Below are 23,939 nucleotides of genomic sequence, written 5' to 3'. Positions count from 1 at the left end.
ATCGCCAGCCGTCACACCTGGATCGCCTTCACTTCGACGAACTCGTTCAGTCCCTCTTCCCCCCACTCCCGACCATTGCCCGATTGTTTGTAGCCACCGAACGGCGCCTGATAATTGAACGCCGCGCCATTGAGGAAGCACTGGCCGGCGCGCATCTGCCGCCCCAGTTGCAAGGCACGCTCGGCACTGCCGGCCCAGACGCCGCTGGACAGGCCGAACGGTGAGTCATTGGCGATCTGGATCGCTTGCGCCTCATCGGTGTAGGGAATCAGGCACAGCACCGGGCCGAAGATTTCTTCCTGGGCGATGCGCATGCGGTTGTCGACATCGGCGAACAGCGTCGGGCTGACATAGAACCCGCGCTCGAACGCCGCCGGTGTGTCACCGCCACACAGCAACCGTGCGCCTTCCTGTTGACCGACCTTGATGTAGTCGAGCACGGTGCGCCGTTGCCCGGCCGAACACATCGGGCCGAGGAAACTTTGCGGGTCGAGGGGATCGCCCATGCGCAGGCTCAAGGTTTCCGCCAGCGCCAGTTCGACGGCCTCGGCGTAGCGGCTGGCTGGCAGCAGCATGCGGGTCAGCGCGGTGCAGGTCTGGCCGGAGTTGATCATCACGTCCTGCACGCCGTAGCGCACGGCCGCTGCCAGGTCCGCATCCTCGGCGATCAGCAGCGGCGACTTGCCGCCCAGTTCCAGGCACACCCGTTTCACCGAAGGCGCCGCTGCCTGCGCGACCCGCACCCCGGCGCCGGTGGACCCGGTGAACGACACCATGTCCACGTCCGGGTGTTTGGCCAGCGCTTCGCCGACCTTCGAACCCGGCCCGCTGACCAGGTTGAACACCCCGGCCGGCAAGCCGATGTCCTCGATCATTTGCGCCAGCAGGAAGGCATGCAGCGGCGTGTCCTGGCTCGGCTTGACCACCACCGTGCAACCGGCGGCCAGTGCCGGGGCGAGTTTGCCGATCAACTGGTGCAGCGGGTAATTCCACGGATTGATGAACACGCAGACGCCCACCGCTTCGCGAATCACCAGCGAATTGCCGACTTCGCGCACTTCGTCCATCAATCCGGCCAGCTCGACGTACTGCTCAAGGCCGATGATCGGCCCGTCGACCTGCACCGAGCGACACCATTGCACCGGCATGCCCAGTTCAGTGGTGATGACCGAGGCCATTTCATCGGCACGATTGCGCAGTTGTTCAGCCAGTGCGCGGATATAACCGGCGCGCACACTCGACGGCGTCCGCGACCATGAGTCGAATGCCCGGCGGGCCGCCGACACGGCATTGTCGACATCGCGCTCATCGCCCAGCGGCACGCTTCCAGCCACTTCTTCGGTCGCCGGGTTGATCACCTCGGCGATGCCCTGCCCCGACGGGGTTTGCCAGCGGCCGTCAATAAACAGTGTCTTGTGGTTAAGCATGAACCTTCGCCTCCATCAATTCTCGGGCACAACGGGCAATGCGCTGGCAGGCATCGCGCAACGGTTCGGTATCCACCACCAGACCGAGTCGAATATGCCCCGCCGCGCTCGGACCAAAAGCCTCGCCAGCCAATACCGAGACGCCGTGGCGATCCAGCAGACGGTCGGCAAACGCCTGGGCGCTGAGCCCGGTTGCGCGGATATCGAGCATCACGAACATGCCACCATCAGGTTTCAACGGCCGCACCCCGGGGCAATCGGCCAGGCTGTCGCACACCAGGTCGCGACGCTGGCGATAGGCTTCGCGCATGGCTTCGAGTTCCGGCAGGTTGCTTTCCAGGGCCACCACAGCGGCGTCCTGAATGAAATCCGGCGAGCCGTAGAGCATGCACAGCGCGAGGTTTTCCAGGTGCGCGGCCAGGGATGGCGGCGCCACCACCCAGCCGACGCGCCAACCGGTCATAGCGTGGGACTTGGACAGACTGTTGAGGGTCGCGGTGCGCTCGGCCATGCCCGGCAGGCTCGCCGGGCTGACGTGTTCGCCTTCGAACAGCAATTCGCTGTAGACCTCGTCGGAAATCAGCCACAGGTCGTGGGCGATGCACAACTCAGCCAAAGCCGCCCACGTGCTGCGCGGCAGACTGGCGCCGGACGGGTTGTGCGGGCTGTTCAGTGCCAGTGCCCGGGTGCGTGGCGTGATGCGCGCGGCGACATCTTCGGGCAACACACGAAAGCCGTTTTCCGAGCGTACCGGCACCGGCACCACCACGGCACCGCAAGCACCGAACACCGCTTCGTAGGTGACGTACATCGGTTCGGCGACGATCACTTCGTCACCCGGATTCAGTACACATTGGGCCACGCTGAACAGCGCACATTGCGCCCCAGCCAGCACGGTGACCTGGTCGGCCGAAACGGTTTGGCCGCTGCGTTGTTGGTGGCGCCTGGCGATGGCTTCACGCAGGGCACGCTTGCCGCGCACCTCGGCATAGTGCGTGTTGCCGCTGCGCAGGCTGTCGATGGCACCCTGCACAATAGGTTGTGGCGTGTCGAAATCCGGGTCGCCCACGGACAGCAGCAAAATGTCTTCGCCCTGTTCGCGCAGCGCCAGGGCGCGGTAGTGAATATCCCACGCGGCGGCGCCATCACCGGCGATACGTTGAGTCAGATCGGAAAAGCGCATGGCCTTCCTCCTATAAACATGATCCCTGTAGGAGCGAGCATGCTCGCGAAAAACGTTAGGGCAACCCGGTCATTCAGACAGCGCGCGTAATCGTTGACGTCCATCGCGAGCGTGCTCGCTCCTACAGTGAACTCAGCGAACGCAAGCATGCTTGAGCTCAATCAGGGTGACGCCGTTGCGAGTGAAGCCATGGCGCAGGTCGGTTTGCAGTTCCGCGAGGTTCTGCGGCTGGGTCACGGTGCAGCCGAACGCACGAGCGAGGGCGGCGAAATCCGGGTTACGAGGCAATACGCCGATGGGCTCGATGTTCAGGCCGAGCATGTCGTCGCGGATCTGCCCCAGCGCATCGTTGTTCCACAGCAGCACCACCAGCGGGCTGTCCAGTTCCTCGACGGCGGTCGCCAGTTCCTGCGCGGTGTAGAGGAACCCGCCGTCGCCCACCAGCACCAGCCCCGGTCGCTGCGGCGCGCCGAACTTGGCGCCGATCCCGGCCGGCAGGCCGTAACCCAGGGTGCCGTAGCCGGTCGGGTGCAACCAGCTGCGGGTGGCGGCACTGTCAAAGGCGTAGTTGCCGGTGTAGGCCAGTTGGGTCATGTCGGTGCTGATGAACGCGTTTTCCGGCAGTTCCGCAGCGATTCGGTCGAGAATCGATTGATGGATGGACTGCAACAGGCCATGGCTGGCCTTGACCGCTTCGCGCAGTGCGGCAACCGAGGCAATGGCTGCGCGAGCGTCGCGCACGTCGGACGGCAGGCGCTCGAGCAAACCGCTTAGGGTTTGTTGCGCGTCGCCATGCAATGCCACCGCGCATGGGTAGAAATCATTGAATTTGCGTGGGTCGATATCGACGCGCAGCAGTTCGCCATTGACTGGCAGGCGTTCGCGCCAGAAGTCGGTGTCGGCCATTTCGGTGCCGACCGCCAGCACCACGTCCGCCTCGGCGATGAGCTTCCAACCCGGCTCCACACACAGCGACGAACCGGCATTGAGCGGTGCGCCCGGCGGCAGCAGACCCTTGCCGGCGACGCTGGTGAACAGCGGCGCAGCGAGTCGGGTGCTGATCTCTTGCAGCTGAGACGTGGCATTGAGCGCACCACCACCGGCGATGATCATCGGGCGTTTCGCCCCGCTGAGTTTGGCCACGGCCTGATCGATTGCAGTGGCGGATGCCGGGCCACGACCCGGACGACGCACCACGTCGTTGCTCCAGTCACGCGCGATCGGTGCCGACAGCACATCCAGCGGCACCGAAATGTGCACCGGGCGCGGCCGCTCGCTGTCGAACACCGCGTAGGCGCGGGCGATCAGTTCCGGCAGGTCTTCGGCGGTCAGGGCCACTGCGGAAAACGCGGTGATCGGCGCGGTCATTGCCCGCTGGTCCTGACACTCGTGCAGGCTGCCCCAGCCCTTGCCGAGGCTGGCGCTGTGGTTGACGCTGGAAATCACCAGCATCGGAATCGAGTCGGCGTAGGCCTGGCCGATGCCGGTGGCGGCGTTGGTCACGCCCGGGCCGGTGATGATGAAGCACACGCCGGGTTTACCGCTGACCCGGGCGTAGCCGTCAGCCATGAAACTGGCGCCCTGTTCATGGCGGGTCAGGACATGGCGAATGCCGCTGCCGGGCAAGCCGCGATACAGCTCCAGGGTGTGTACGCCGGGGATGCCGAACACAGTATCGACGCCGTAGTTGGCCAACAAACGCACCAGCGCCTGGCCACCGGTCAAGGTTTTGCTTTGCATGTTCATGTCCTCACTCATGGCCGAGGCGAATCAACGCATCGACCGCGGTCGTGCCATGGGCACCGACCAACAATGGGTTCACATCGAGCTCCAGCAATTGCGTGGCGTTTTCGCAGGCGTAGTCGGCCACCGCGCGGATCGCCGCCACCAGGGCGTCCAGGTCCGCCGGCTCGCGCCCACGAAAACCTTGCAGCAAGGGTGCGCTGCGCAGGCTGAGCAAGGCATTGCGGATCGCGCCGTCGGTGGTCGGCAGCAACAGGCTGCGACTGTCCTTGAGCAGCTCGACCAGAATGCCGCCGGCACCAATCACCAGCGCGAGGCCAAAATCGTTTTCGCGCTTGATGCCGACGATCAGCTCAGCCAGTGGCGGCGTGGCCATCGGCTCCAGCAACAGTTGATCGAACGGTACGCCCGGGGCGTAGGCGGCAATGCTGCTGCGCATCCTCTCCAGTGCAGCGCTCAATGCCGCACCGTCCTTGAGATTCAGCGCCACGGCACCGGCCTCGGTCTTGTGCGGCAGCTGTGCACTGACGGCTTTCAATACCAGCGGATAACCCAGCGACTCGGCGTCCTTCAGGGCTTTATCCGGGGTGCTCAGTACGCCGTTTGGCGTCGGCAGGCCAAAGGCTCGCAAGGCCTGTTTGGAATCCCATTCATTGAGCAAAAGCCCCTCACCGTCCAGTGCTTGCGGGCACAGCGGGACCAACGCCGATTCGCCCAGCGCCAGCAAGGCCTGGCGCTTGCGTTGATAACCGGCGATGCGACCCCACGCGGCCAGCCCGTCTTCAACGCCCTGCAATGCCGCGACGCCTTGCGCGTGCAAACGCTCACGGGCATGGGCCGGCAGCAATTCGGGGAAGGCCGAGGTCACGAAACCGGTCTTGCCGTGACGCGCCAGTGCCGCGTAGTACAGCTCCAGCAGCAGGTCGCATTCCTTGCGCTCGCCGGTAAACTCCGCCGGATAGTCGAGCACCAGCATCGCCGCGTCGGCTTCGGTACGCAGTGCGCTGTCGAGCATGCGGTTCAAGGCTTCGCCGTCGCCCCAGATTGCCGTGGTGAAATCCAGCGGGTTGACCAGGTTGGCGTAGCTCGGCAGCACCTGGGCCAATTCACCCACCTGACCGTCGTCGAGCTTGGGCAAGCCCAGGTCATTGCGTTCGGCGTAGTCGGCAATCAGCCCGGCGTCACCACCGGAACAGGCCAGCGCGATCAGGCTGTTGCCCGCTGGCAGGTTGCCGCAGGCCGCGGCCTTGAGGGTTTCGACAAAACTCACCGGGCCGCTGACGCGGATCACCCCGAGGCGATCGAACAGCGCGTCGTACAGTGCATCGGAGCCGGAGAGCGAACTGGTGTGACTCAAGGCCAGCTCGGCGCCGATCTGCGACACGCCGGTTTTCAGGGCAATGATCGGGATGCCCTTCTCCAGTGCCTTATGCGCGGCGCGGGCGAAACCCGGCACGTTCTTCAGGCCTTCGAGGTGCAGGCCGATGGCGGTGACCCGAGGTTCGTCGAGCAACACGTCCATCAGTTCAGCGACACCCAGTTGCGCCTGATTGCCGACCGAGGCCATGTAGGCCACCGGCAGCGAGCGGTCGCTCATGGACAGGTTGTAGGCGAAGTTGCCGCTCTGGGTCAGCACTGCCACGCCCTTCTCCACCGCTTTGCCGCCATGGGCCACCGGCCACAGCGCGGAGCTGTGCAGGTAGTCGAGCAGGCCGTAGCAGTTGGGGCCGAGCAAGGCCATGTCGCCAGCGGCCTCGAGCAATTGCTGTTGCAGGGCCTGGCCTTCGGCGCCGGTCTCGGCGAAACCGGAGGCGTAGCAGATCGCGCCGCCCGCGCCGATGGCGGCCAGTTCGGCCACGCAGGTCAGGGTCAGTTCGCGATTGGTGGCGATGAAGACTGCATCCGGCCCGCATGGCAGATCGGCAATAGTGCGCACGCAGGGTACGCCTTCGAGGCTGTCGTGTTGCGGGTTGACCAGCCACATTTGCCCTTGGTAGCCACCTTCGGCACAGCGCTTGAGGGCACGCGCCATGCTCCGGCCGCCGACAAACGCCACATGTTGCGGCGCGAGCATGCGTTTGAGGTTGTCACGAATGGTTTGGGTCATGGGAACTCTCCGGACCGATCAGCGCAGCAGCGGCCGCAGCAGCTCGCGGGAAATGATGTGGCGCTGGATTTCCGAGGTGCCTTCCCAGATCCGTTCGATCCGCGCGTTACGCCAGATGCGCTCCACCGGACCTTCGTCCATCAGGCCCATGCCGCCGAAAATCTGCACCGCCTCATCGGCGGTACGGCCGAGCACTTCACTGGCGAACAGCTTGGCCATGCCGGCCTCGCCATCGGTCATGGTGCCCTGGTCCATTTTCCACGCGGTGTGCAGGGTCAGCAGTTCGGCGGCGCGGATTTGCGTGGCCATGTCGGCCAATTTGAACGACACGCCCTGGTAGGTGCCGATCGGCTGGCCGAACTGCTTGCGGTCTGCCGCCCATTGCAAGGACACGTCCAGCGCGCGCTGGGCCTGACCGACGCAGTTGGCCGCGACCATCACGCGCCCGGCGGTCAGCCAGGCGTTGGCCACGTCCCAACCCTTGCCGACTTCGCCCAACACTTTGCTGGCCGGTACGCGGCAGTCGTCGAAGAACATTTCGAAGGTGTGGTAACCACGGTTGCTCACGCACTTGGGCCCACGGCGGATGGTCATGCCCGGGGTGTTGCGGTCGACCAGGAACGACGTCACGGCATTGCGCTTCTTGCCGTTGTGTTCGTAGGTGTCGGTGACGGCGAAGACAATGGCGAAGTCAGCATGGCCGGCGTGGCTGATGAAGTGCTTGCTACCGTTGAGAATGAAGTCGTCGCCTTCACGCACGGCGCGGGTCTTGATCGCATTGGCATCGGAGCCGGCACCCGGCTCGGTCAATGCGAAGCAGTCGATCTTCTCGCCCTGGATGCACGGCAGCAGGTAGTCATTGATCTGCTCGCCCTTGCAGGCCATGAGGATTTTCGACGGCCGCGCGACGAACACGTGCAGCGCCCAGGACACCTTGGACAGTTCACGTTCGATCAGCGCCTGGGACAGGTAATCCAGGCCACCACCGCCCACTTCTTCCGGCATGTTGAAGGCGTAGAAGCCGGCGGCAATCGCCTTGCCGCGAATCTGCGCGGCCAGTTCCGGGGACACCTCGTCGGCGCGGTCGACTTGCTCTTCATAGGGCAGCAGTTCCTTCTCGACGAAGCTGCGTACCGAGTCCACCAACATTTCTTGTTCTTGGGTCAGTTGGAAATTCATGGTGCTACCTGTTGTTCGTGTGCTGATAGAGGTGTGCAAAGCGTTCGCTATTAGCGGCCGATGAAGCGTGCCGGGCGTTTTTCCATGGCGGCGCGCAGGGCTTCGTTGCCGTCCTCGCTGCGACCGCAGAGCAGGCCCGCGGCGAGTTCGGCCTGCAGTTGTTCCGCCAGGCTGCGTTCGGCGCCTTCACGCATGAGTTTTTTGGTCTGGGCGAAGGCAAAGGTCGGTCCGGCGGCCAGGCGTGCGGCCAGTTCACTGGCTGCGGTCAGCAGTTGCTCGTCGGCGCAAACTTCACCGACCAGGCCCGCGACCAAGGCACGCTCGGCGCCCCACAACTCATCGAGAAACAGCAGGCGCTTGGCCTGTTCGCTGCCGATCAGGCGCGGCAGGTGCCAACTGGCGCCCGCATCCGGCGAATACGCCATGCTGGTGTAGCCGGCCTTGAAGCGGGCCGATTGCCCGGCGATGCGCAGGTCGCAGCACAGGGTCAGGTCCATCCCGGCGCCGACGGCAGTGCCGTTGATGGCGGCGATGGTCGGTTTTTCCAGGCTGTGCAGGCGGGTCATCAGAGCGTGGGCGGTTTCGGTCCAGCCGTAGGTTTCCAGCGCGCCCCGGGCTTCGGCATCAGCCCATTCATCGAGGTCGGCACCGGCGCAGAAGCTGCGGCCGCTACCGGTCAACACCACCACGCGCACCGCAGGGTCGGCGTTGAAACCGTCGAGCAAGGCGTGCAGGTTTTTCAGCGTCGGAATGTCCAGCGCATTGCGCTGGGCAGTGCGATTGAGGGTGATCCAGGCAACGCCTGCTTCGACCTGGCTGAGCAGCGACGATTGAGTGGTCATGGGAATCCTCGAATTATTGTGATTGGTCTGAGGTGATGCGACTTGAGACCATACTAAACGAGTGTTCAGTAAGGCGGCAATTGGTGGAGAAATGGGCTGTAACAAGCTCAGCAGATGGTTAAACCATTGTTTTTATTGAGCTATTTCAAAAATGGCGGGCATAAGCCGTTGGTGTTGTTACAACTTCGAACAACTGGTGACACAGGACATGTCGCATGTTCTCTCATCCGCCTCAAAACACCTGTAGGAGCGAGCTTGCTCGCGAAAATTTCAAGCACACCGCGATCAATCAGACAATGCACGTCTTCGTTAACGTCCTTCGCGAGCAAGCTCGCTCCTACAGGGCACTTCAGTGTTCGCAATTGCCGCGTACGCCACAAAACACTGTAGGGGCGAGCCTGCTCGCGAAAATTTCAAGCGCACCGCGTTCAATCAGGCAGTGCATGTGTTCGTTAACGTCCTTCGCGAGCAAGCTCGCTCCTACAGGGCACTTCAGTGTTCGCAAATGCCGTGTACGCCACAAAGCACTGTAGGGGCGAGCCTGCTCGCGAAAATTTCAAGCGCACCGCGTTCAATCAGGCAGTGCATGTGTTCGTTAACGTCCTTCGCGAGCAAGCTCGCTCCTACAGGGCACTTCAGTGTTCGCAAATGCCGTGTACGCCACAAAGCACTGTAGGGGCGAGCCTGCTCGCGAAAATTTCAAGCGCACCGCGTTCAATCAGGCAGTGCATGTGTTCGTTAACGTCCTTCGCGAGCAAGCTCGCTCCTACAGGGCACTTCAGTGTTCGCAAATGCCGTGTACGCCACAAAGCACTGTAGGGGCGAGCCTGCTCGCGAAAATTTCAAGCGCACCGCGTTCAATCAGGCAGTGCATGTGTTCGTTAACGTCCATCGCGAGCAAGCTCGCTCCTACAGGGCACTTCAGTGTTCGCAAATGCCGTGTACGCCACAAAGCACTGTAGGGGCGAGCCTGCTCGCGAAAATTTCAAGCGCACCGCGTTCAATCAGGCAGTGCATGTGTTCGTTAACGTCCATCGCGAGCAAGCTCGCTCCTACAGGGCACTTCAGTGTTCGCAAATGCCGTGTACGCCACAAAGCACTGTAGGGGCGAGCCTGCTCGCGAAAATTTCAAGCGCACCGCGTTCAATCAGGCAGTGCATGTGTTCGTTAACGTCCATCGCGAGCAAGCTCGCTCCTACGGGGCACTTCAGTGTTCGCAAATGCCGTGTACGCCACAAAAAACCGTAGGAGCGAGCCTGCTCGCGAAAATTTCAAGCACGCCGCGTTCAATCAGACAGTGCACGTCTTCGTTAACGTCCATCGCGAGCAAGCTCGCTCCTACGGGGCACTTCAGTGTTCGCAAATGCCGTGTACGCCACAAAACACTGTGGGAGCGGGCTTGCCCGCGATGGCGCCGGGACAGTCAGCTGGTTGCTGGTTGACCCACCGCTATCGCGGGCAAGCCCGCTCCCACAGGGAAAGTACTTGGCAGAAGGAATTAAACGGTCGGCAGGCCCGGCGCCAACACCGCCTGACGCTTGCGATGAACCAGGAAGTACGCGCCATAGCACAGCGCAATGAATCCAAAGCCCCAATACAGCGACGGACGCTGGGTTTCATCCAGGGCCAGGAACACGAACAGCGAGCAGCACAGTGTGATGCACATCAACGGCAATACCGGGAACCAGGGTGCGCGGTACTTCAGGTCGCTGAGTTTGCCGCCGTCACGCAAGTACGCCTTGCGGAACTTGTACTGCGCCAGCGCGATGACAATCCAGGTCACGGTGCCGGACATGCCGCTCACGGCCATCAGCACCATGAACAAGGTATCGGCGGCGACGAAGCTGGTCATCAACGACACCAGCGCGAAGCACAAGGTGATGCTCAAGGCACGCAACGGCACCCCACGCTTGCTCAATGGCGACAGGCTTTTCGGTGCCATGCCGGTTTTCGACATCGCCCACAGGATGCGCGTCGAGGCATACAGGCCGGAGTTGCCCACCGACAGGATCGCGGTAAGGATCACGAAGTTCATCAGGTCGGCAGCGTAGGGAATGCCGACCATGTCGAACACCTGCACGAACGGACTTTCCATCAGCCCCGCCTGCTGCCATGGCACGATGGCCGACAGCACGACAATCGCCAGCACGTAGAAGATCAGCACGCGGAACACCACGTTGCGCACGGCGCGGGGAATGCTCTTTTCCGGCTGATCGGTTTCACCGGCGGCCACGCCCATGATCTCGCAACCCTGGAACGCATAGACCACGGTCATCATCACCGCGAACACGGCTGACAGGCCGTTGGGGAACAGCGAATCGCCGATCAGGTTGGTCGCCATCGGCGCGGGTGCGCCGCTGCTCAGGGGCATCACGCCGAAGATCACCAGCACGCCGACCACGATGAAACCGAGAATCGCCGCGACCTTGATCCCCGAGAACCAGTATTCGGCTTCACCGAATGCGCGGGTCGCCAGGGCGTTGATGCCGAACAGCACCACCACGAACAGCGCCGACCAGTACCAGATCGGCACATGCGGGAACCAGCGCGTCATCAGCATGCCGGCGGCGGTGAACTCCAGACCGACAGTGGTGGCCCAGCTCATCCAGTACACCCAACCGATCATGAACCCGGTGGCCGGGCCGATGTATTTCGTGGCATGGGTCTGGAACGACCCGGACACCGGCATCTGTACCGACAGTTCGCCCAGGCAGACCATCACCAGGTACATCAGGAAACCCGCGACCAGGTAAGCCAGGATCGCCCCCACCGGGCCGCCCTGGTTGATGGTCACCCCGGAGCCCATGAACAGCCCGGTGCCGATGACGCCGCCCAGGGACAGCATGAAGATGTGCCGGCTTTTCAGGGCACGGGTCAGCTGAATGCCTTTTTGATCAGTGCTGCGCTCAGTGTTTTCGTTCATGTCGGCACCTCAGCAGTCAGTGAGGTGTACAGCGCGCGACAGGACGTCACGGCGCAGGGTGGGATCAGCTTTACGGCAATTCATTATTATTATCTCCAATAAGCTTCGAAGACCGCGCTGCGGCGGTTGCGTCGATTATTGGAAAGCCATGTAAGTTCGCGTTGACCGTAAAGATCGAAGTTGTAGAAAGTCGTAACAAACTTGTACGTCAGCTCTGCAACAGGCCTTTCAGGGTGGTCAGCGCGTGCTGCAATTTTTCATCCAGCGTGGTGGTCATGCGGTGGATCGCCGATTCATCGTTGACCAGGGCCGAAGTCTCCAGCGCCCTCAGCGTCGTGGCCAGCGAACGAAAACCCAGCGAATCACAGCTGCCGGCCAGACGGTGAGCCAGTTGCGCGACCTCTGTGCAGTCGTCGGCGGCAATGGCTTCATGCAGCGCATCGCGGTGCTGAAGAATCGAGTCGCGCAGCACCGCCAGCAGGCCCTGGACTTTTTGCTCGCCGAGCAAGTTGCGATGGGTCTGCAACAGCGACCAGTCCATCGTCTCGTCATGCACAAGCGAGTCGGCGACGGGTGTGTGCCCCTCCAGTACCTGGCGCAGGTTATCCAGCTTCAAGGGTTTGGCCAGGATGCCATCCATGCCGGCCTCCAGATAACCGCGCACCAGTGCCGGCTGTACGCTGGCGGTCAGGGCGAAAATGCGGGTATGGCGGTTCGGCCCGTCGCCGTGGCGGATCTGTCGGCATAACTCGACACCGCTGATGCCCGGCAGATGAACGTCCAGCAGCAACAGATCGAAAGCCTGCGCTGCACAGTGCTCCAGCGCCTGTTGCGCCTCTTCAGCCAGCCACACTCGGTGGCCGTCCCGTTGCAGCAAGCCCATGGCCACCTCGCGGTTGAGCGCCACGTCTTCGACCACCAGGATATTCAGGACCGGTCCTACCGCGCGAACCGGCGCGACTGCCACCACAGCGCTGGCCGGCTGCAGGCAAAGCTCGAACCAGAAGCAACTGCCGCGCCCCACTTCACTGTCCACGCCGATGCAGCCGCCCATCTGCTCCACCAGATGTTTGCAGATCGCCAATCCCAAACCGGTGCCCCCAAAACGCTGCGCGACTTCTTCGCTGGCCTGGGTGAAGCGCTCGAAAATCTTCGCCTGCATCGCCGGAGCAATGCCGATGCCGTCGTCCGTGACACTGACCCGCAAGCGCTGCCCGGCCTGTTCGCCGGTTTCAGCGAGCAGCGCCACCTCGACGCTGACTTCGCCGCCTTCGGTGAACTTGATCGCGTTGGCCAGCAGGTTGCTCAGCACTTGACGCAGGAACTGCTCGGCGCCGTGGTGATACTCGGCAATCCGCTGATCAACGCGGCAACTCAGGATCGTGTCGTTGTTCAGCGCTCGCGGCTCCAACAGTGTCAGCACCTCGTCGAGCAACTGGCGCAGCGAGAAATCCACCGGTTCAGGATGGCTGACGCCCTCCTCCAGCCTGGCGAAATACAGCACTTCGTTGAGGATGGTCAGCAAGCCTTCGCCGGCCTTGTGCAAGGCATCCAGACGTTTGCCGTCCTGTGCATCCAGACGTGCGCCGCGCAAGAGTTCGGCCATGCCGAGGATGCCGTTGAGGGGCGTGCGCAGTTCGTGGCTCATGGTCGCCAGAAACCGCGATTTGGCGAGGTTGGCCGCTTCCGCTTCATCCTTGGCCCGCATCAGGCTGGCGGTACGGCGCTCGACCATTTTCAGCAGTTCGTCACGGTTGTCCTGCAAGGCCAGGCGATCGCTTTCCCGGCGCTCGATGTCCCGCAGGATCGACCGACGCATGTCATCCAGTGCGTGGGCCACGGTATCGATTTCGTCACTGCCGCGACGCTTGTCCAGGTGCAAGGGTTCTTGCCATTCACCGGCGGCGATGCGCCGGGCAAACTCGGCCATGACTTTCAGGTGCCGGGTCACCAGTCGATAAAACAAGCCCGACAGCGCAACGGCCAGACCGCAGAGAAACACCGCCATCCACAACAGGCTGGTCAAACCGGTGGCGTAGAGTCGCTGGTACACCGCCCCCAGATCCGTGCTCACTTCCAGTTCGCCGAGGTTGCGCAACGGGCCGGACGGCGGTTGATAGTCCAGGGCGAACCGCTCGATGCGCAACGGCCCGACCGGCTCGGGATTGCCCTGCAACAGGTCGAAGTCGGCGCTGGTCAAATGCACCCGGGCGACATCGGAGAAGTCCACCAGTCCGCGCAACTGCACCTTCAACTGTTCCTGGTTCAAGTCCCAGAGGCTGCGCTCCAGGCTGGCCAGGTAGCCGGCGCGGATCAACTCCATGCGTGAGTCGATGTCGCGCATTTCCCGTCGATACTCGATGTACAGTTGCACGCTGCTGGCCAGCACGGTGAAGCACAGGCTGAACAACAGAATGAACAGCAGCAGCCGTCGCAGCAGTCCACCGGGACGGGCGCGAATCATTGCGTATCCGCCGGCAGGTTGATCATGTCGCGGTAGGTCACTTCGCTTTCGTTGAGCCAGCGCTCGATGTCACCCGCATCGACCATGCGCTGCAACAGCGCGTTGATCTCGGGCATGCGATTGGCCAATGGCGAGCGCCGTGACACGGCGACCCGCAGGTAGTCCACGCTCAACGCCTTGGGCAAGGCGACGATGTCCTGGCCGCCGGGCAGATTTTCCACGTACAACTGGCCGGTGCGCCGCTCCTGGGTGATGAAATCGATGCGCCCGCGAATCAGCTTGCCGAAGTTCTGGTGGCTGTCGGAGACCCATTCGATGTTGTTGTAGCGCGCGACCATGCGATCGAACGCCACGCCGTAGCTCTCGCCGAACAACAGGCCGCCACGGTAATGGGCCAGGTCGTCCAGCTGTTCGAATTTCACCGGGTGCTGACGATTGATGAACAGCGCCACTTCTTCACGCAATACCGGCACCGTCGAGAACAGCATGCTCTGTTCCCGTTGCGCGGAACTGTAGGCCAGCACCACATCGACCCGGCCTTCGGCGGCGTCCAGCAGGCAGCGTTTCCAGTTGCCCAGCACGACCATCTCGACCTCATACCCCAACTGGCCGAACAAGTGCTTCACCACGCTGGGCGCCAGTCCGCGAACCTGCTTGCCGTCACTCCAGGAGATCGGCGGGTACACCGGGTAATCGCAATAGCGAACCTTGTCCGCCGCGACGGCATGGCCGGCCACAAACACCGCCAGCAGCCAAAGCCAACGCCTCATCAAGTTCAGGCCGCCACACCGGCGGTGAACAGGTAACCGGCGCCGTGAATGGTGATGATCAACTGGGGTTCGGCCGGATCGTCGTGCAGCTTGCGACGCAGGCGCCCGACCAGCACGTCGATGGAGCGGTCGTTGGGCACCCATTCGCGGTTGCGGATCTGGTCCATCAACTGGTCGCGGCTGAGGGTGTGGCCGCTGTTGCGCAGGAACACGCTGAGCAACTGGTATTCGCCGTGGGTCAACAGCGTTTCACTGCCGGACGAATCGATCAGCCGGCGGCGGTCGGTGTCCAGCGCCCAGTCGGCGAATTGCTTGACCGGCTTGGCCACCGCGACGGCAGGCGCTGGCGTTTGCGCATGACGTACCCGGCGAATCAGGTTTTTCGCCCGGGACACCAGTTCCCTTGGATTGAGGGGTTTGATCACGTAGTCATCGGCGCCGCATTCGAGGCCGACGATGCGGTCGATTTCGTCGTTGCGCCCGGTGATCAGGATGATCCCGACTTCCGAGCGCACCCGCAGCTCGCGGGTCAGGGTCAGGCCGTCCTTGCCCGGCAGGCGGATGTCGAGCATCACCAGGTCCACGGTCTGGCTGGCCAGGAAGGTTTCCGCCAGTTCCGCCGTGGCGGCGCAATGGACGTCGTAGCCTTCCTGGGACAGGTAGGCGTGCAGCAGATCGCGAATCAGCGGATCGTCATCGACGATCAATACCCGAGGAGTCATCGCTTGGTGTCCGGCTCAGGCCCGAAGGCCAGTTTCTTATTAGAGTGTTTTCCTGCATCGGCGCCAGAGAGTATCCATTGCTGAACGACTGATCAACAGTCGCTCGTCTGCAGGCGAAAACGCTGGCGACCACCGGCCTGCAAGCCATCGACCCAGGCCTCGCAAATCTGGATGCCCTGCTCCGGGGTGAAGGTGCCGGGGTTCAGCCCGGACTCCAGCCACAAGCCGTCGAGCAATGCGCTGAGGCTGATGGCGGCAAGGTCGGCGTCGAAACTTTCCCAGCCCTCCTCCTGGGCCAGTTGCGCCAGCACCTTGCGCAGGATGCCGCGATACTCGCCATAGGAATGATCGTGGGCCTGGTTGATGGCCTCGGCGGTTTTCACCGCGCCCCAGAACGCCAGCCACGCATCGATCAGCTGCGGATCGAGCAGTTCGGCGGAAAACGACCCGCGAAAAAATGCCGACAAGCGCTCCCGGGCATTCGGCGCGGCTTGCTCCATGGCGTCGCGCAGCAGGGTCATGACCCGCCCGGTAATCGCCATGTAGGCCTCGGCCACCAGCTCATCCTTGCCGGAGTAGTGATGGCTGATCAGCCCTACCGAGACCCCGGCCTCGGCGGAAATCTTGCGGATCGACGCGCCCTGGAAGCCGTGACGCTTGAGGCACACCAGCGTCGCCTCGATCAGGTTGGCTTTGCGCAACTCCGGTTCCATTCGGGAAAAACGGGCTTCCTGATTCATGGGCGACACGCTCCTTAGGTTCAATCGTTAAAGCCCGCACGGGTAAGCGGCGGGCTGAACGACTGTACAGCAAGAGCGGGCAATACCTCCAGTCATCTGCCAGTCTGATAGACCGTGCTGTGCCCTTCGCGAGCAAGCCCGCTCCCACAGGGGATTTGCGTCGTACACAGAATTTGCGGCAACCCCGGATCAACTATGGGAGCGGGCTTGCTCGCGAAGGGGTCAGTCTGAACAACCGAAAAATCGAGATCAGTCGCGATAATCCGGTGCAATGCGCTCCAGCATTCGCAACAACGCCGCCCAGGCCAATTGCATGGCATCCGGGTCATTCAGCTCTCCCTCCTCCAGCGGTCGCCCCGGATCATTGAACTGGCGTTCGGTGTGCGCGCAAACCTCAGCCGATGGCAGCACCAGTTCTCCGGCAGCCATGGCCGCCAACTGGATTTCACAGGCCTTCTCCAGGTAGTACATGCGCAGGAACGCCTGGCTCACCGTCTCGCCGACGGTCAGCAATCCATGATTGCGCAGCATCAGCACCGGCTTATCGCCGATATCCTGAACCAGGCGCTCTTGCTCGCTCAGGTCCAGCGCGACTCCTTCGTAGTCGTGGTAGGCAACCCGGCCATGGAACTCCATGGAAATCTGGCTCACCGGCAACAACCCACACTTCAACGCCGCCACCGCGCACCCGGATCTGGTGTGGGTGTGCAGCACGCATTGCGCATCTTCCCGCGCGCCGTGGATGGCGCTGTGAATCACGAAACCGGCCGGGTTGACCGGGTACGGCGACGGCTCCACGGCGTGGCCATCGAGGTCGATCTTGACCAGGTTGGACGCGGTGATCTCGTCGAACATCAGCCCGTAAGGGTTGATCAGAAAGTGATGTTCCGGCCCCGGAATGCGCACCGAGATGTGGGTGAAGATCAAATCGGTCATGCGAAAGTGCGCAATCAGGCGGTAACAGGCCGCCAATTCCTCACGCAGACGCTGCTCGATTGCGCTGCGCTCAGGGGCCAGATGGCTGGCGATTTTGTTCATTGTTCTGGTTCTCCAGGCTGATCGGCTGAGGAAGACAGCAAGGCTGGACGCTTCGACACGTCCAGCCATCCGCGTTTATTTGCTGGCCCAGGCGTTGAAGCGCTCTTCGAGCTCTTCGCCATGATCGACCCAGAAACCGACGTTCATCGACAGTGCACCCTTGAGATTCTGCGGCGCAGTGGGCACCCATTGCGCCAGTTTGTCGTCCAGTCGCGCGGCGGCCTGGGTGTTGGTCGGGCCGTAAGGGATCTGCTGCACATAGTTGACCTGGGCGTCCGGCTGATTGGCGAAGGCAATGAAACGCTTGGCCTGATCCACATGTCTGGAGCCTTTGATGATCGCCCAGTAGTCCATGCCGTACAGGCTGCCGGGCCAGACCAGGCCGAGATGGCTGCCTTTCTGCGCGGCGTCGGCGATGCGTCCGCTGTAGGTCGAGGTCATCACCACGTCGCCGGCGGTCAGCCACTGTGGCGGTTGCGCGCCGGCTTCCCACCACTGGATGTAAGGCTTGAGTTCAGTGAGTTTGGCGAATGCCCGGTCCACGCCTTGCGGGGTGCCGAGTACCTTGTAGACGTCTTCGGTTTTCACGCCGTCGGCCAGCAAGGCGAACTCCAGGTTGTACACCGCGCGTTTACGCAGCCCGCGTTTGCCGGGGGTTTTCTTCACGTCCCAAAAGTCTGCCCACGAGGTCGGGGCCTGGGCCAGTTTGTCGGTGTCGTAGGCAATCGCCACGCTCCACACCAGCGCGGCGGAACCGCACTCCTGTGCCGCTTCGGGGATCAGCTGGTCGGCGTGCCCCAGGCGCGTCCAGTCCAGGCGTTCGTACATGCCCTCTTCGCAGCCGCGCATCAGGTCCGGGCCTTCGATCTGCACCACGTCCCAATCGACGTTGCCGGTGTCGACCATCACTTTGATTTTGGCCATCTCGCCGTTGTATTCGCTCTGGATCACTTTGCTTTGATCCACGGCGGCGAAAGGTTGAAAGAACGCCACGTCCTGGGCTTTTTGTCCGGCTCCGCCGTAACCGACCACCACCATGTCCGATGCTGCCTGGGCACTGCCCAGGCCCATGGCCACGGACAACACCAAGGGATAAAAACCGTGCTTGAGCGTATTCGATTTCATCAGTGGTTCCTCTGGCAGGTGCCCTGCGGACACATTCCGCCCAGGCCCTTTTTTATTGTTGTGAGGTAAGCCCCAGGAGCAGGCTCGAAGTGAAATTACTGCAAGGCGCAGTAAAAAAACAAGTTGATTTTTTACTGAAGGTAAATTTCTATAGCTGAAAATAACAACACCGAAAACCTTTTGCCTCTGTAGGAGCGAGCTTGCTCGCGATGGACCTGAGGGCGACGCGTTCATCCAGACAACACGCGTTATCGTTAACGTCCATCGCGAGCAAGCTCGCTCCTACAGAGCTCAGCCTGCCTGGAGTACCCGCACCATGCCGACCTCGACACCTGCCTTCGCGCACCTGTTCGAACCCCTGGAGATCCGCGGCAAGCGCCTGAAAAACCGCATCATGTCCAGTGGTCACGACACGTCGATGCCCACCGACAACCTGGTCAATGAGCAATTGATCGCCTATCACCGGGCGCGGGCCGAAGGCGGCGCCGGGCTGATCGTGCTGCAAGTGGCCGGTGTGCACGACAGTGCGCGCTACACCTCCCACGTATTGATGGCCACCGACGATGCGTGCATCGAGGGTTACCGCAAACTGGCGCAAACCTGCCATGCCCACGGCACTGTAGTGTTGTCCCAGGTGTTCCATCCGGGGCGGGAAATCATGGAGTCCAGCGATGGCCTGCTGGCGGTGGCCTACTCCGCCTCGTCGGTGCCCAACGAACGCTTCCGGGTGATGCCCCGCGCGCTGGATCAGGCCATGATCGACGAGATCGTCGCCGGTTATGCCGCTGCCGCCCGGCGACTGCATCAGGCCGGGATCGATGGCGTCGAGGTGGTCGCCAGCCACGGTTACCTGCCGGCGCAATTCATCAATCCGCGGGTCAACCGGCGCACCGATGGCTACAACGGTGAACTGGACCAGCGTTTGCGTTTTCTGCGCGAAGTCATCAAAGCCGTGCGAGGGGCGACCGATGAGCAGTTCATCGTCGGCCTGCGCATTTCTGCCGACGAGCGCGACCCGGAAGGCCTGACCGAAGATGAATCCCTGGCCGCCGTGCAGTCGCTGCAAGCGCAGCTCGATTATGTGCACATCGTCGCCGGCACCTCGGCGTCGCTTGGCGGCGCGGTGCACATCGTGCCGCCCATGGCGATCGAAGCAGCGTACCTGGCCCGGGAAGCCGGAACGTTCAAGGCCAGCCTGAACATTCCGTTGTTCGTCACCGGGCGCATCAACCAGCCCCAGGAAGCCGAGCTGATTCTGGCCCGGGGCCAGGCCGATGTCTGCGGCATGACCCGCGCGCTGATCTGCGACCCGCAGATGCCCAACAAGACCGATACCGGCCGCGTGGAAGACGTGCGCGCCTGTATCGCCTGCAATCAGGCGTGCATCGGGCACTTCCACAAAGGCTTGCCGATTTCCTGCATCCAGCACCCGGAAACCGGTCGCGAACTGATTTTTGGCGAACGTAAACCGACAATCAATCGCAAGCGCATCATGATCGCCGGCGGCGGCCCGGCCGGCATGAAAGCCGCCGCCGTCGCTGCCCAGCGTGGACACGACGTGACCCTGTACGAAGCCGGTTCACAACTGGGCGGTCAGGTGTTGCTTGCACAACTGCTGCCACGGCGCAGTGAATTCGGCGGTGCCAGCACCAACCTGCAGCGGGAAATGGAGCTGGCCGGGGTGCGCGTGGTGCGCAACACACGGGTCGACCGGGCACTGGTGGAACAGCAAAAACCGGACATGGTGATCGTCGCTACCGGTGCCGAGCCGTATTGGCCAGCCTTTGAGCGCGGTGGTGAGCTACAGGTGGTAGACGCCTGGCAAGTACTGCGCGATGAAGTACAGATCGGCCGTTCGGTGGTGGTGGTCGACTGGCGCTGCGACTGGATCGGCCCCGGCATCGCCGAGCGCCTGGTTCGCACCGGGCATCAGGTACAACTGGCGGTCAACGGCACCCATTGCGGGGAAAACCTGCCACTGTACGTGCGCGATCAACTGGCCGGCGAGCTGCATAAACTGGGGGTGCCGATCACGCCGTATGCGCGCCTGTATGGCTGCGATGACAACACGGTCTACCTGCAACACACCGCCAGTGGCGAACCGATGCTGATGGAGAACATCGACACCCTGGTGCTGTGCCAGGGTCACCAGCCGGTGGATACCCTGGGTGCCGAGCTGCAGGGGTTGGTTGAGTTTCGCCGCATCGGCGACTGCCTGGCGCCGCGCACTGTCGAAGAAGCGATATATGAAGGCCTGAAAGTCGCGTGGGAACTTTAAGGCTGTTTATACTCCGGGGCTTTAATGGCTAACACCAACCCTGTAGGAGCGAGCTCTGCTCGCGATGAACCCGAGAACACTGCTGGGTGTCAGGCTTCCAGCGTTATCGTTAACGACCATCGTGAGCAAGCTCGCTCCTACAAGAGACAAGGGATTTGCGCCATTCCTCCGGTTCGGAATTGATTATGAGCAACAACAGCACGACCCCGCCCGCACCCGGCAACGCCGAACCGCATTTTCTCGGCACGCGCATTCGCGGCCTGCGCAAACGTCGGGGCATGACCCTGGCGGAACTGGCGCAACAGAGCGAACTCACCGCCGGTTACATCAGCCAGCTGGAACGCAACCTCGCCTACCCGTCGATTCCGGCGCTGTTCAACATTGCCCGCAGCCTCGGTGTCACCATCCAGTGGTTCTTCGCCAGTGAAGCGGTCACCGCCCCCGAGGACGATGGCGTGGTGGTGCGCAAGAACAGCCGCCTGAACGTGCATTACGAAGACGGCATCGTCGACCAGTTGCTGACGCCGCAAGCCAACCGTCAACTGGAAATGCTCCACTCGCGTTTCCCGCCCGGCACCTACAGCCAGCAAAGCTACAGCCACGAAGGTGAAGAAGCCGGTTTCCTGCTGTCCGGCAGTTTTGAGCTGTGGGTTGGCGAGCGTCACTTCCAGCTCAATGAAGGCGACAGCTTCAGCTTTTCCAGCCAGGAACCTCACCGTTACGGTAATCCCGGCGAGGTGGACGCGGTGGTGATCTGGGTGATTACGCCGCCGACGTTCTAACGCCGGCCGCGCCCGACTGGCTGCGCGACACTCGCACGCTTGAGGGTGTCGCTCGGCAATTCCTTGAACAGCGCACGATAGCTGCTGGAAAACCGCCCCAAATGCCAGAACGACCAATGCATGGCCACTTCGGCCACGGTGGTTTGCGCGGGCGTGCGGCTCAGCAGTTCGCGGCGGGCGCTGTTGAGTCGGCGCAAGCGCAGCCATTGGGTCGGCGCCATGCCGGTGTAGGTCTTGAACGCATGCTGCAACTGGCGCAGTGAAACCCCGGCAACCTGGGACAGCTCCAGCAGGTTGAGGTGTTCTTCCGGGGTGTCCGCCGCCCATTCCCCTACCCGCTTCATGATCGCCCGCTCTCCCGCTCGGCGCTGCAATGCGCCCTGGTCGAGGCCGACACACGCGTTGTCAAGAATGAACAGACAGTCTTCCAGCAGCTGTTGGGTCAGCGCTTCGCGGCTCGGTGGGTCGAAGGTCTGTGACAGCCGCGTCAGGGTACCGCTGAGCCAACGGCAGAACAGCGCATTCTGCTGAGAATTGAGCGGTGCCATGAACAGCCCTTCGAGCCGGGCGATGTCGAGGCTATGGCGTTTTACAAACTCCGGACCGAATACCACGGCGATTTCCTGGTAGTTCTCTGGGGTAATCCAGATGTTGCGACTTTCGCCATTCAACACATACAGCGCGTTGTCGCCGCGATCGAAGCAGAACGACAGCGACCCCTGGGGCGCGCTGAAATTCTGCTCGACCCGGGTGTTCATGTGCTCTTCGTAAATCTCCACGCCCTGTAGATCCAGGTAGCGCACCCTACCTGCGAAATGCCCCGGCGACATCTGTTGGTAATGCTGGACCCAGCCCGGCGTGGCGCGGATTTGCTCGGCGACATCGGCGGTATTGAAGGCTTGGACCCGGAGTGAATTGCACGTCGACATAAGTGACCTTACGCACTCTTTTGGTGCGCTTTGTGCTGCTTAAAGTGGATAGATGGAACTGCAAGGCTCGCCCAAGATAGACGTCAACGCGCTACAGGGGAAGTGTCCGGCGGATGAAACCGGCCTCTCCTGGCGTTAATAAAACCAATAACGAGGTCTTTATGAATGCCCCTTTCGATCAGCTGTTCACTTGGCTGAAAGATCACAAGATTACCGAAGTCGAGTGCGTCGTCAGCGACCTGACCGGCATTGCACGCGGCAAAATCGCACCCACCAACAAGTTCCTGCATGAGCGAGGCATGCGCCTGCCGGAAAGTGTGCTGTTGCAAACGGTAACCGGGGACTTTGTCGACGACGACATCTACTACGACCTGCTCGATCCGGCCGATATCGACATGGTCTGCAAGCCGGACGCCGACGCCGTCTACGTGGTGCCATGGGCCATCGAGCCGACCGCCATCGTGATCCACGACACCTTCGACAAGTTCGGCAACCCAATCGAACTGTCACCGCGCAACGTGCTGAAAAAAGTCCTGCAGTTGTACACCGACAAAGGCTGGCGGCCGATTGTCGCGCCGGAAATGGAGTTCTACCTGACCCAGCGCTGCGAAGATCCGGACTTGCCGCTCAAGGCGCCGATGGGCCGTTCGGGCCGCGCCGAAAGCGGTCGTCAGTCGTTCTCCATTGACGCGGCCAACGAATTCGATCCGCTGTTCGAAGACGTCTACGACTGGTGCGAACTGCAAGGCCTGGACCTCGACACGCTGATCCATGAAGACGGCCCGGCACAGATGGAAATCAACTTCCGTCATGGCAACGCACTGGACCTCGCCGACCAGATCACCGTGTTCAAGCGCACCATGCGTGAAGCGGCGCTCAAGCACAACGTGGCGGCAACCTTCATGGCCAAACCGGTCGGCGATGAGCCTGGCAGCGCCATGCACCTTCACCAGAGCGTGGTAGACATTGCCACCGGCCAGCCGATCTTTGCCGATGCCGATGGCAACATGAGCGAGCTGTTCCTGCATCACATCGGTGGCTTGCAGAAGTACATCCCGAAAGTGCTGCCGATGTTTGCGCCGAACGTCAACTCGTTCCGCCGCTTCCTGCCGGATACCTCGGCGCCGGTGAACGTCGAATGGGGCGAAGAAAACCGCACCGTCGGCCTGCGCGTGCCAACCTCCAGCCCGGACGCCATGCGCGTCGAGAACCGGCTGCCGGGCGCCGATGCCAACCCGTACCTGGCCATCGCCGCCAGCCTGCTGTGCGGTTACCTGGGCATGGTCGAGCGCATCGAGCCGAGCGCAGCGGTCCAGGGTCGCGCCTATGAGCGTCGCAATCTGCGTCTGCCGATCACCATCGAGGATGCCCTGACCCAGATGGAAGAATGCGACACCATCAGCCGCTACCTGGGCAGCAAGTTCGTGCGGGGCTATGTCGCGGTCAAGCGCGCCGAGCACGAGAACTTCAAACGGGTGATCAGCTCCTGGGAACGTGAGTTCCTGATGCTCAGCGTCTGATAAACCAAATCCAGCCTGCAACCGCGTCCCCCTGTGGGAGCGGGCTTGCTCGCGAATGCGGTGTGTCATTCAGCAAAAATGCTGGCTGACCCGGCCCCTTCGCGAGCAAGCCCGCTCCCACAGGGAGAACGCCAACGCCTGAAAATCCAACAATTCGAAAAGGTGTC

The 23,939-nt window shown here is 62.3% G+C and carries 17 protein-coding genes; 3 read left to right on the top strand and 14 right to left on the bottom strand.

The window, feature by feature from the left end:
• Positions 1–11: 11 nt before the first annotated feature.
• The 13 genes from ACEN8Q_RS05580 to ACEN8Q_RS05520 form a co-directional block, all read right to left on the bottom strand.
• Entirely contained in the window at positions 12–1,427 is a 1,416-nt protein-coding gene (locus tag ACEN8Q_RS05580; RefSeq protein ID WP_413704682.1) for an aldehyde dehydrogenase family protein, read from the bottom strand.
• Positions 1,420–2,610 carry a pyridoxal phosphate-dependent aminotransferase gene (locus tag ACEN8Q_RS05575; RefSeq protein WP_413704681.1) on the bottom strand — a complete coding sequence of 397 codons (1,191 nt, stop codon included), beginning with the start codon at positions 2,608–2,610 and terminating at the stop codon, positions 1,420–1,422. The genes ACEN8Q_RS05580 and ACEN8Q_RS05575 overlap by 8 nt, the downstream gene beginning before the upstream one ends.
• Positions 2,611–2,742: 132 nt before the next feature.
• Positions 2,743–4,350: a 5-guanidino-2-oxopentanoate decarboxylase gene (locus tag ACEN8Q_RS05570; protein ID WP_413705469.1), complete on the bottom strand. Its 1,608-nt coding sequence runs from the start codon at positions 4,348–4,350 to the stop codon at positions 2,743–2,745.
• A gap of 10 nt (positions 4,351–4,360) precedes the next feature.
• Positions 4,361–6,460: an acetate--CoA ligase family protein gene (locus ACEN8Q_RS05565; RefSeq protein ID WP_413704680.1), complete on the bottom strand. Its 2,100-nt coding sequence runs from the start codon at positions 6,458–6,460 to the stop codon at positions 4,361–4,363.
• An 18-nt stretch (positions 6,461–6,478) separates the two neighbouring features.
• The gene (locus ACEN8Q_RS05560; RefSeq protein WP_008021395.1) at positions 6,479–7,639 is read right to left on the bottom strand and encodes an acyl-CoA dehydrogenase family protein; all 1,161 of its coding nucleotides are present in this window, start codon (positions 7,637–7,639) and stop codon (positions 6,479–6,481) included.
• Between the two features lie 50 nt (positions 7,640–7,689).
• Entirely contained in the window at positions 7,690–8,481 is a 792-nt protein-coding gene (locus tag ACEN8Q_RS05555; protein WP_413427972.1) for an enoyl-CoA hydratase/isomerase family protein, read from the bottom strand.
• Positions 8,482–9,979: 1,498 nt separating this feature from the next.
• On the bottom strand, positions 9,980–11,404 hold the full coding sequence (locus ACEN8Q_RS05550) for an amino acid permease (protein ID WP_413426737.1): 1,425 nt from the start codon (positions 11,402–11,404) through the stop codon (positions 9,980–9,982).
• A 208-nt stretch (positions 11,405–11,612) separates the two neighbouring features.
• Positions 11,613–13,868: an ATP-binding protein gene (locus ACEN8Q_RS05545; protein ID WP_413704679.1), complete on the bottom strand. Its 2,256-nt coding sequence runs from the start codon at positions 13,866–13,868 to the stop codon at positions 11,613–11,615.
• Positions 13,865–14,638, bottom strand: a complete 774-nt coding sequence (locus ACEN8Q_RS05540; protein ID WP_413426733.1) for a substrate-binding periplasmic protein — start codon at positions 14,636–14,638, stop codon at positions 13,865–13,867. Before ACEN8Q_RS05540 ends, ACEN8Q_RS05545 begins: the two co-directional genes overlap by 4 nt.
• A 5-nt stretch (positions 14,639–14,643) precedes the next feature.
• On the bottom strand, positions 14,644–15,360 hold the full coding sequence (locus ACEN8Q_RS05535; RefSeq protein WP_413426731.1) for a response regulator: 717 nt from the start codon (positions 15,358–15,360) through the stop codon (positions 14,644–14,646).
• A gap of 92 nt (positions 15,361–15,452) precedes the next feature.
• The gene (locus tag ACEN8Q_RS05530) at positions 15,453–16,100 is read right to left on the bottom strand and encodes a TetR family transcriptional regulator C-terminal domain-containing protein (protein ID WP_413426729.1); all 648 of its coding nucleotides are present in this window, start codon (positions 16,098–16,100) and stop codon (positions 15,453–15,455) included.
• A gap of 249 nt (positions 16,101–16,349) precedes the next feature.
• Positions 16,350–17,138, bottom strand: coding sequence for a class II aldolase/adducin family protein (locus ACEN8Q_RS05525; protein ID WP_413704678.1), 789 nt, complete (start codon positions 17,136–17,138; stop codon positions 16,350–16,352).
• 75 nt (positions 17,139–17,213) lie between these two features.
• Positions 17,214–18,263, bottom strand: coding sequence for an ABC transporter substrate-binding protein (locus ACEN8Q_RS05520; RefSeq protein WP_413704677.1), 1,050 nt, complete (start codon positions 18,261–18,263; stop codon positions 17,214–17,216).
• 316 nt (positions 18,264–18,579) lie between these two features.
• On the opposite strand from ACEN8Q_RS05520, the gene ACEN8Q_RS05515 reads away from it, so the two are divergent.
• Both ACEN8Q_RS05515 and ACEN8Q_RS05510 read left to right on the top strand, forming a co-directional pair.
• The gene (locus ACEN8Q_RS05515) at positions 18,580–20,541 is read left to right on the top strand and encodes an FAD-dependent oxidoreductase (protein ID WP_413426723.1); all 1,962 of its coding nucleotides are present in this window, start codon (positions 18,580–18,582) and stop codon (positions 20,539–20,541) included.
• A 185-nt stretch (positions 20,542–20,726) separates the two neighbouring features.
• Entirely contained in the window at positions 20,727–21,323 is a 597-nt protein-coding gene (locus ACEN8Q_RS05510; protein WP_413426721.1) for a cupin domain-containing protein, read from the top strand.
• Here ACEN8Q_RS05510 and ACEN8Q_RS05505 read toward each other — a convergent pair.
• Positions 21,320–22,252 carry a helix-turn-helix domain-containing protein gene (locus ACEN8Q_RS05505; protein WP_413704676.1) on the bottom strand — a complete coding sequence of 311 codons (933 nt, stop codon included), beginning with the start codon at positions 22,250–22,252 and terminating at the stop codon, positions 21,320–21,322. The two genes, ACEN8Q_RS05510 and ACEN8Q_RS05505, sit on opposite strands and share 4 nt — an antisense overlap.
• 161 nt (positions 22,253–22,413) lie before the next feature.
• Between ACEN8Q_RS05505 and ACEN8Q_RS05500 the strand changes: the two genes are divergently transcribed.
• Positions 22,414–23,772 (top strand): glutamine synthetase family protein, encoded by a 1,359-nt coding sequence (locus tag ACEN8Q_RS05500; RefSeq protein WP_413426717.1) that lies wholly within the window; start codon positions 22,414–22,416, stop codon positions 23,770–23,772.
• Positions 23,773–23,939 lie beyond the last annotated feature (167 nt).

Origin of the sequence: Pseudomonas sp. Pseusp16 (assembly GCF_047324915.1) — a bacterium.
Classification (GTDB): domain Bacteria; phylum Pseudomonadota; class Gammaproteobacteria; order Pseudomonadales; family Pseudomonadaceae; genus Aquipseudomonas; species Aquipseudomonas fluorescens_CD.
Note: the sequence above shows the minus strand (reverse complement) of the source record. Positions and strands in the feature narration are given on the sequence as shown.

What these genes read in the sequence shown, in the direction of transcription:
- ACEN8Q_RS05580 (WP_413704682.1), bottom strand. Translation starts at nt 1,427, where the DNA reads ATGCTTAACCACAAGACACTGTTTATTGACGGCCGCTGGCAAACCCCG.
- ACEN8Q_RS05575 (WP_413704681.1), bottom strand. Translation starts at nt 2,610, where the DNA reads ATGCGCTTTTCCGATCTGACTCAACGTATCGCCGGTGATGGCGCCGCC.
- ACEN8Q_RS05570 (WP_413705469.1), bottom strand. Translation starts at nt 4,350, where the DNA reads ATGCAAAGCAAAACCTTGACCGGTGGCCAGGCGCTGGTGCGTTTGTTG.
- ACEN8Q_RS05565 (WP_413704680.1), bottom strand. Translation starts at nt 6,460, where the DNA reads ATGACCCAAACCATTCGTGACAACCTCAAACGCATGCTCGCGCCGCAA.
- ACEN8Q_RS05560 (WP_008021395.1), bottom strand. Translation starts at nt 7,639, where the DNA reads ATGAATTTCCAACTGACCCAAGAACAAGAAATGTTGGTGGACTCGGTA.
- ACEN8Q_RS05555 (WP_413427972.1), bottom strand. Translation starts at nt 8,481, where the DNA reads ATGACCACTCAATCGTCGCTGCTCAGCCAGGTCGAAGCAGGCGTTGCC.
- ACEN8Q_RS05550 (WP_413426737.1), bottom strand. Translation starts at nt 11,404, where the DNA reads ATGAACGAAAACACTGAGCGCAGCACTGATCAAAAAGGCATTCAGCTG.
- ACEN8Q_RS05545 (WP_413704679.1), bottom strand. Translation starts at nt 13,868, where the DNA reads ATGATTCGCGCCCGTCCCGGTGGACTGCTGCGACGGCTGCTGCTGTTC.
- ACEN8Q_RS05540 (WP_413426733.1), bottom strand. Translation starts at nt 14,638, where the DNA reads ATGAGGCGTTGGCTTTGGCTGCTGGCGGTGTTTGTGGCCGGCCATGCC.
- ACEN8Q_RS05535 (WP_413426731.1), bottom strand. Translation starts at nt 15,360, where the DNA reads ATGACTCCTCGGGTATTGATCGTCGATGACGATCCGCTGATTCGCGAT.
- ACEN8Q_RS05530 (WP_413426729.1), bottom strand. Translation starts at nt 16,100, where the DNA reads ATGAATCAGGAAGCCCGTTTTTCCCGAATGGAACCGGAGTTGCGCAAA.
- ACEN8Q_RS05525 (WP_413704678.1), bottom strand. Translation starts at nt 17,138, where the DNA reads ATGAACAAAATCGCCAGCCATCTGGCCCCTGAGCGCAGCGCAATCGAG.
- ACEN8Q_RS05520 (WP_413704677.1), bottom strand. Translation starts at nt 18,263, where the DNA reads ATGAAATCGAATACGCTCAAGCACGGTTTTTATCCCTTGGTGTTGTCC.
- ACEN8Q_RS05515 (WP_413426723.1), top strand. Translation starts at nt 18,580, where the DNA reads ATGCCGACCTCGACACCTGCCTTCGCGCACCTGTTCGAACCCCTGGAG.
- ACEN8Q_RS05510 (WP_413426721.1), top strand. Translation starts at nt 20,727, where the DNA reads ATGAGCAACAACAGCACGACCCCGCCCGCACCCGGCAACGCCGAACCG.
- ACEN8Q_RS05505 (WP_413704676.1), bottom strand. Translation starts at nt 22,252, where the DNA reads ATGTCGACGTGCAATTCACTCCGGGTCCAAGCCTTCAATACCGCCGAT.
- ACEN8Q_RS05500 (WP_413426717.1), top strand. Translation starts at nt 22,414, where the DNA reads ATGAATGCCCCTTTCGATCAGCTGTTCACTTGGCTGAAAGATCACAAG.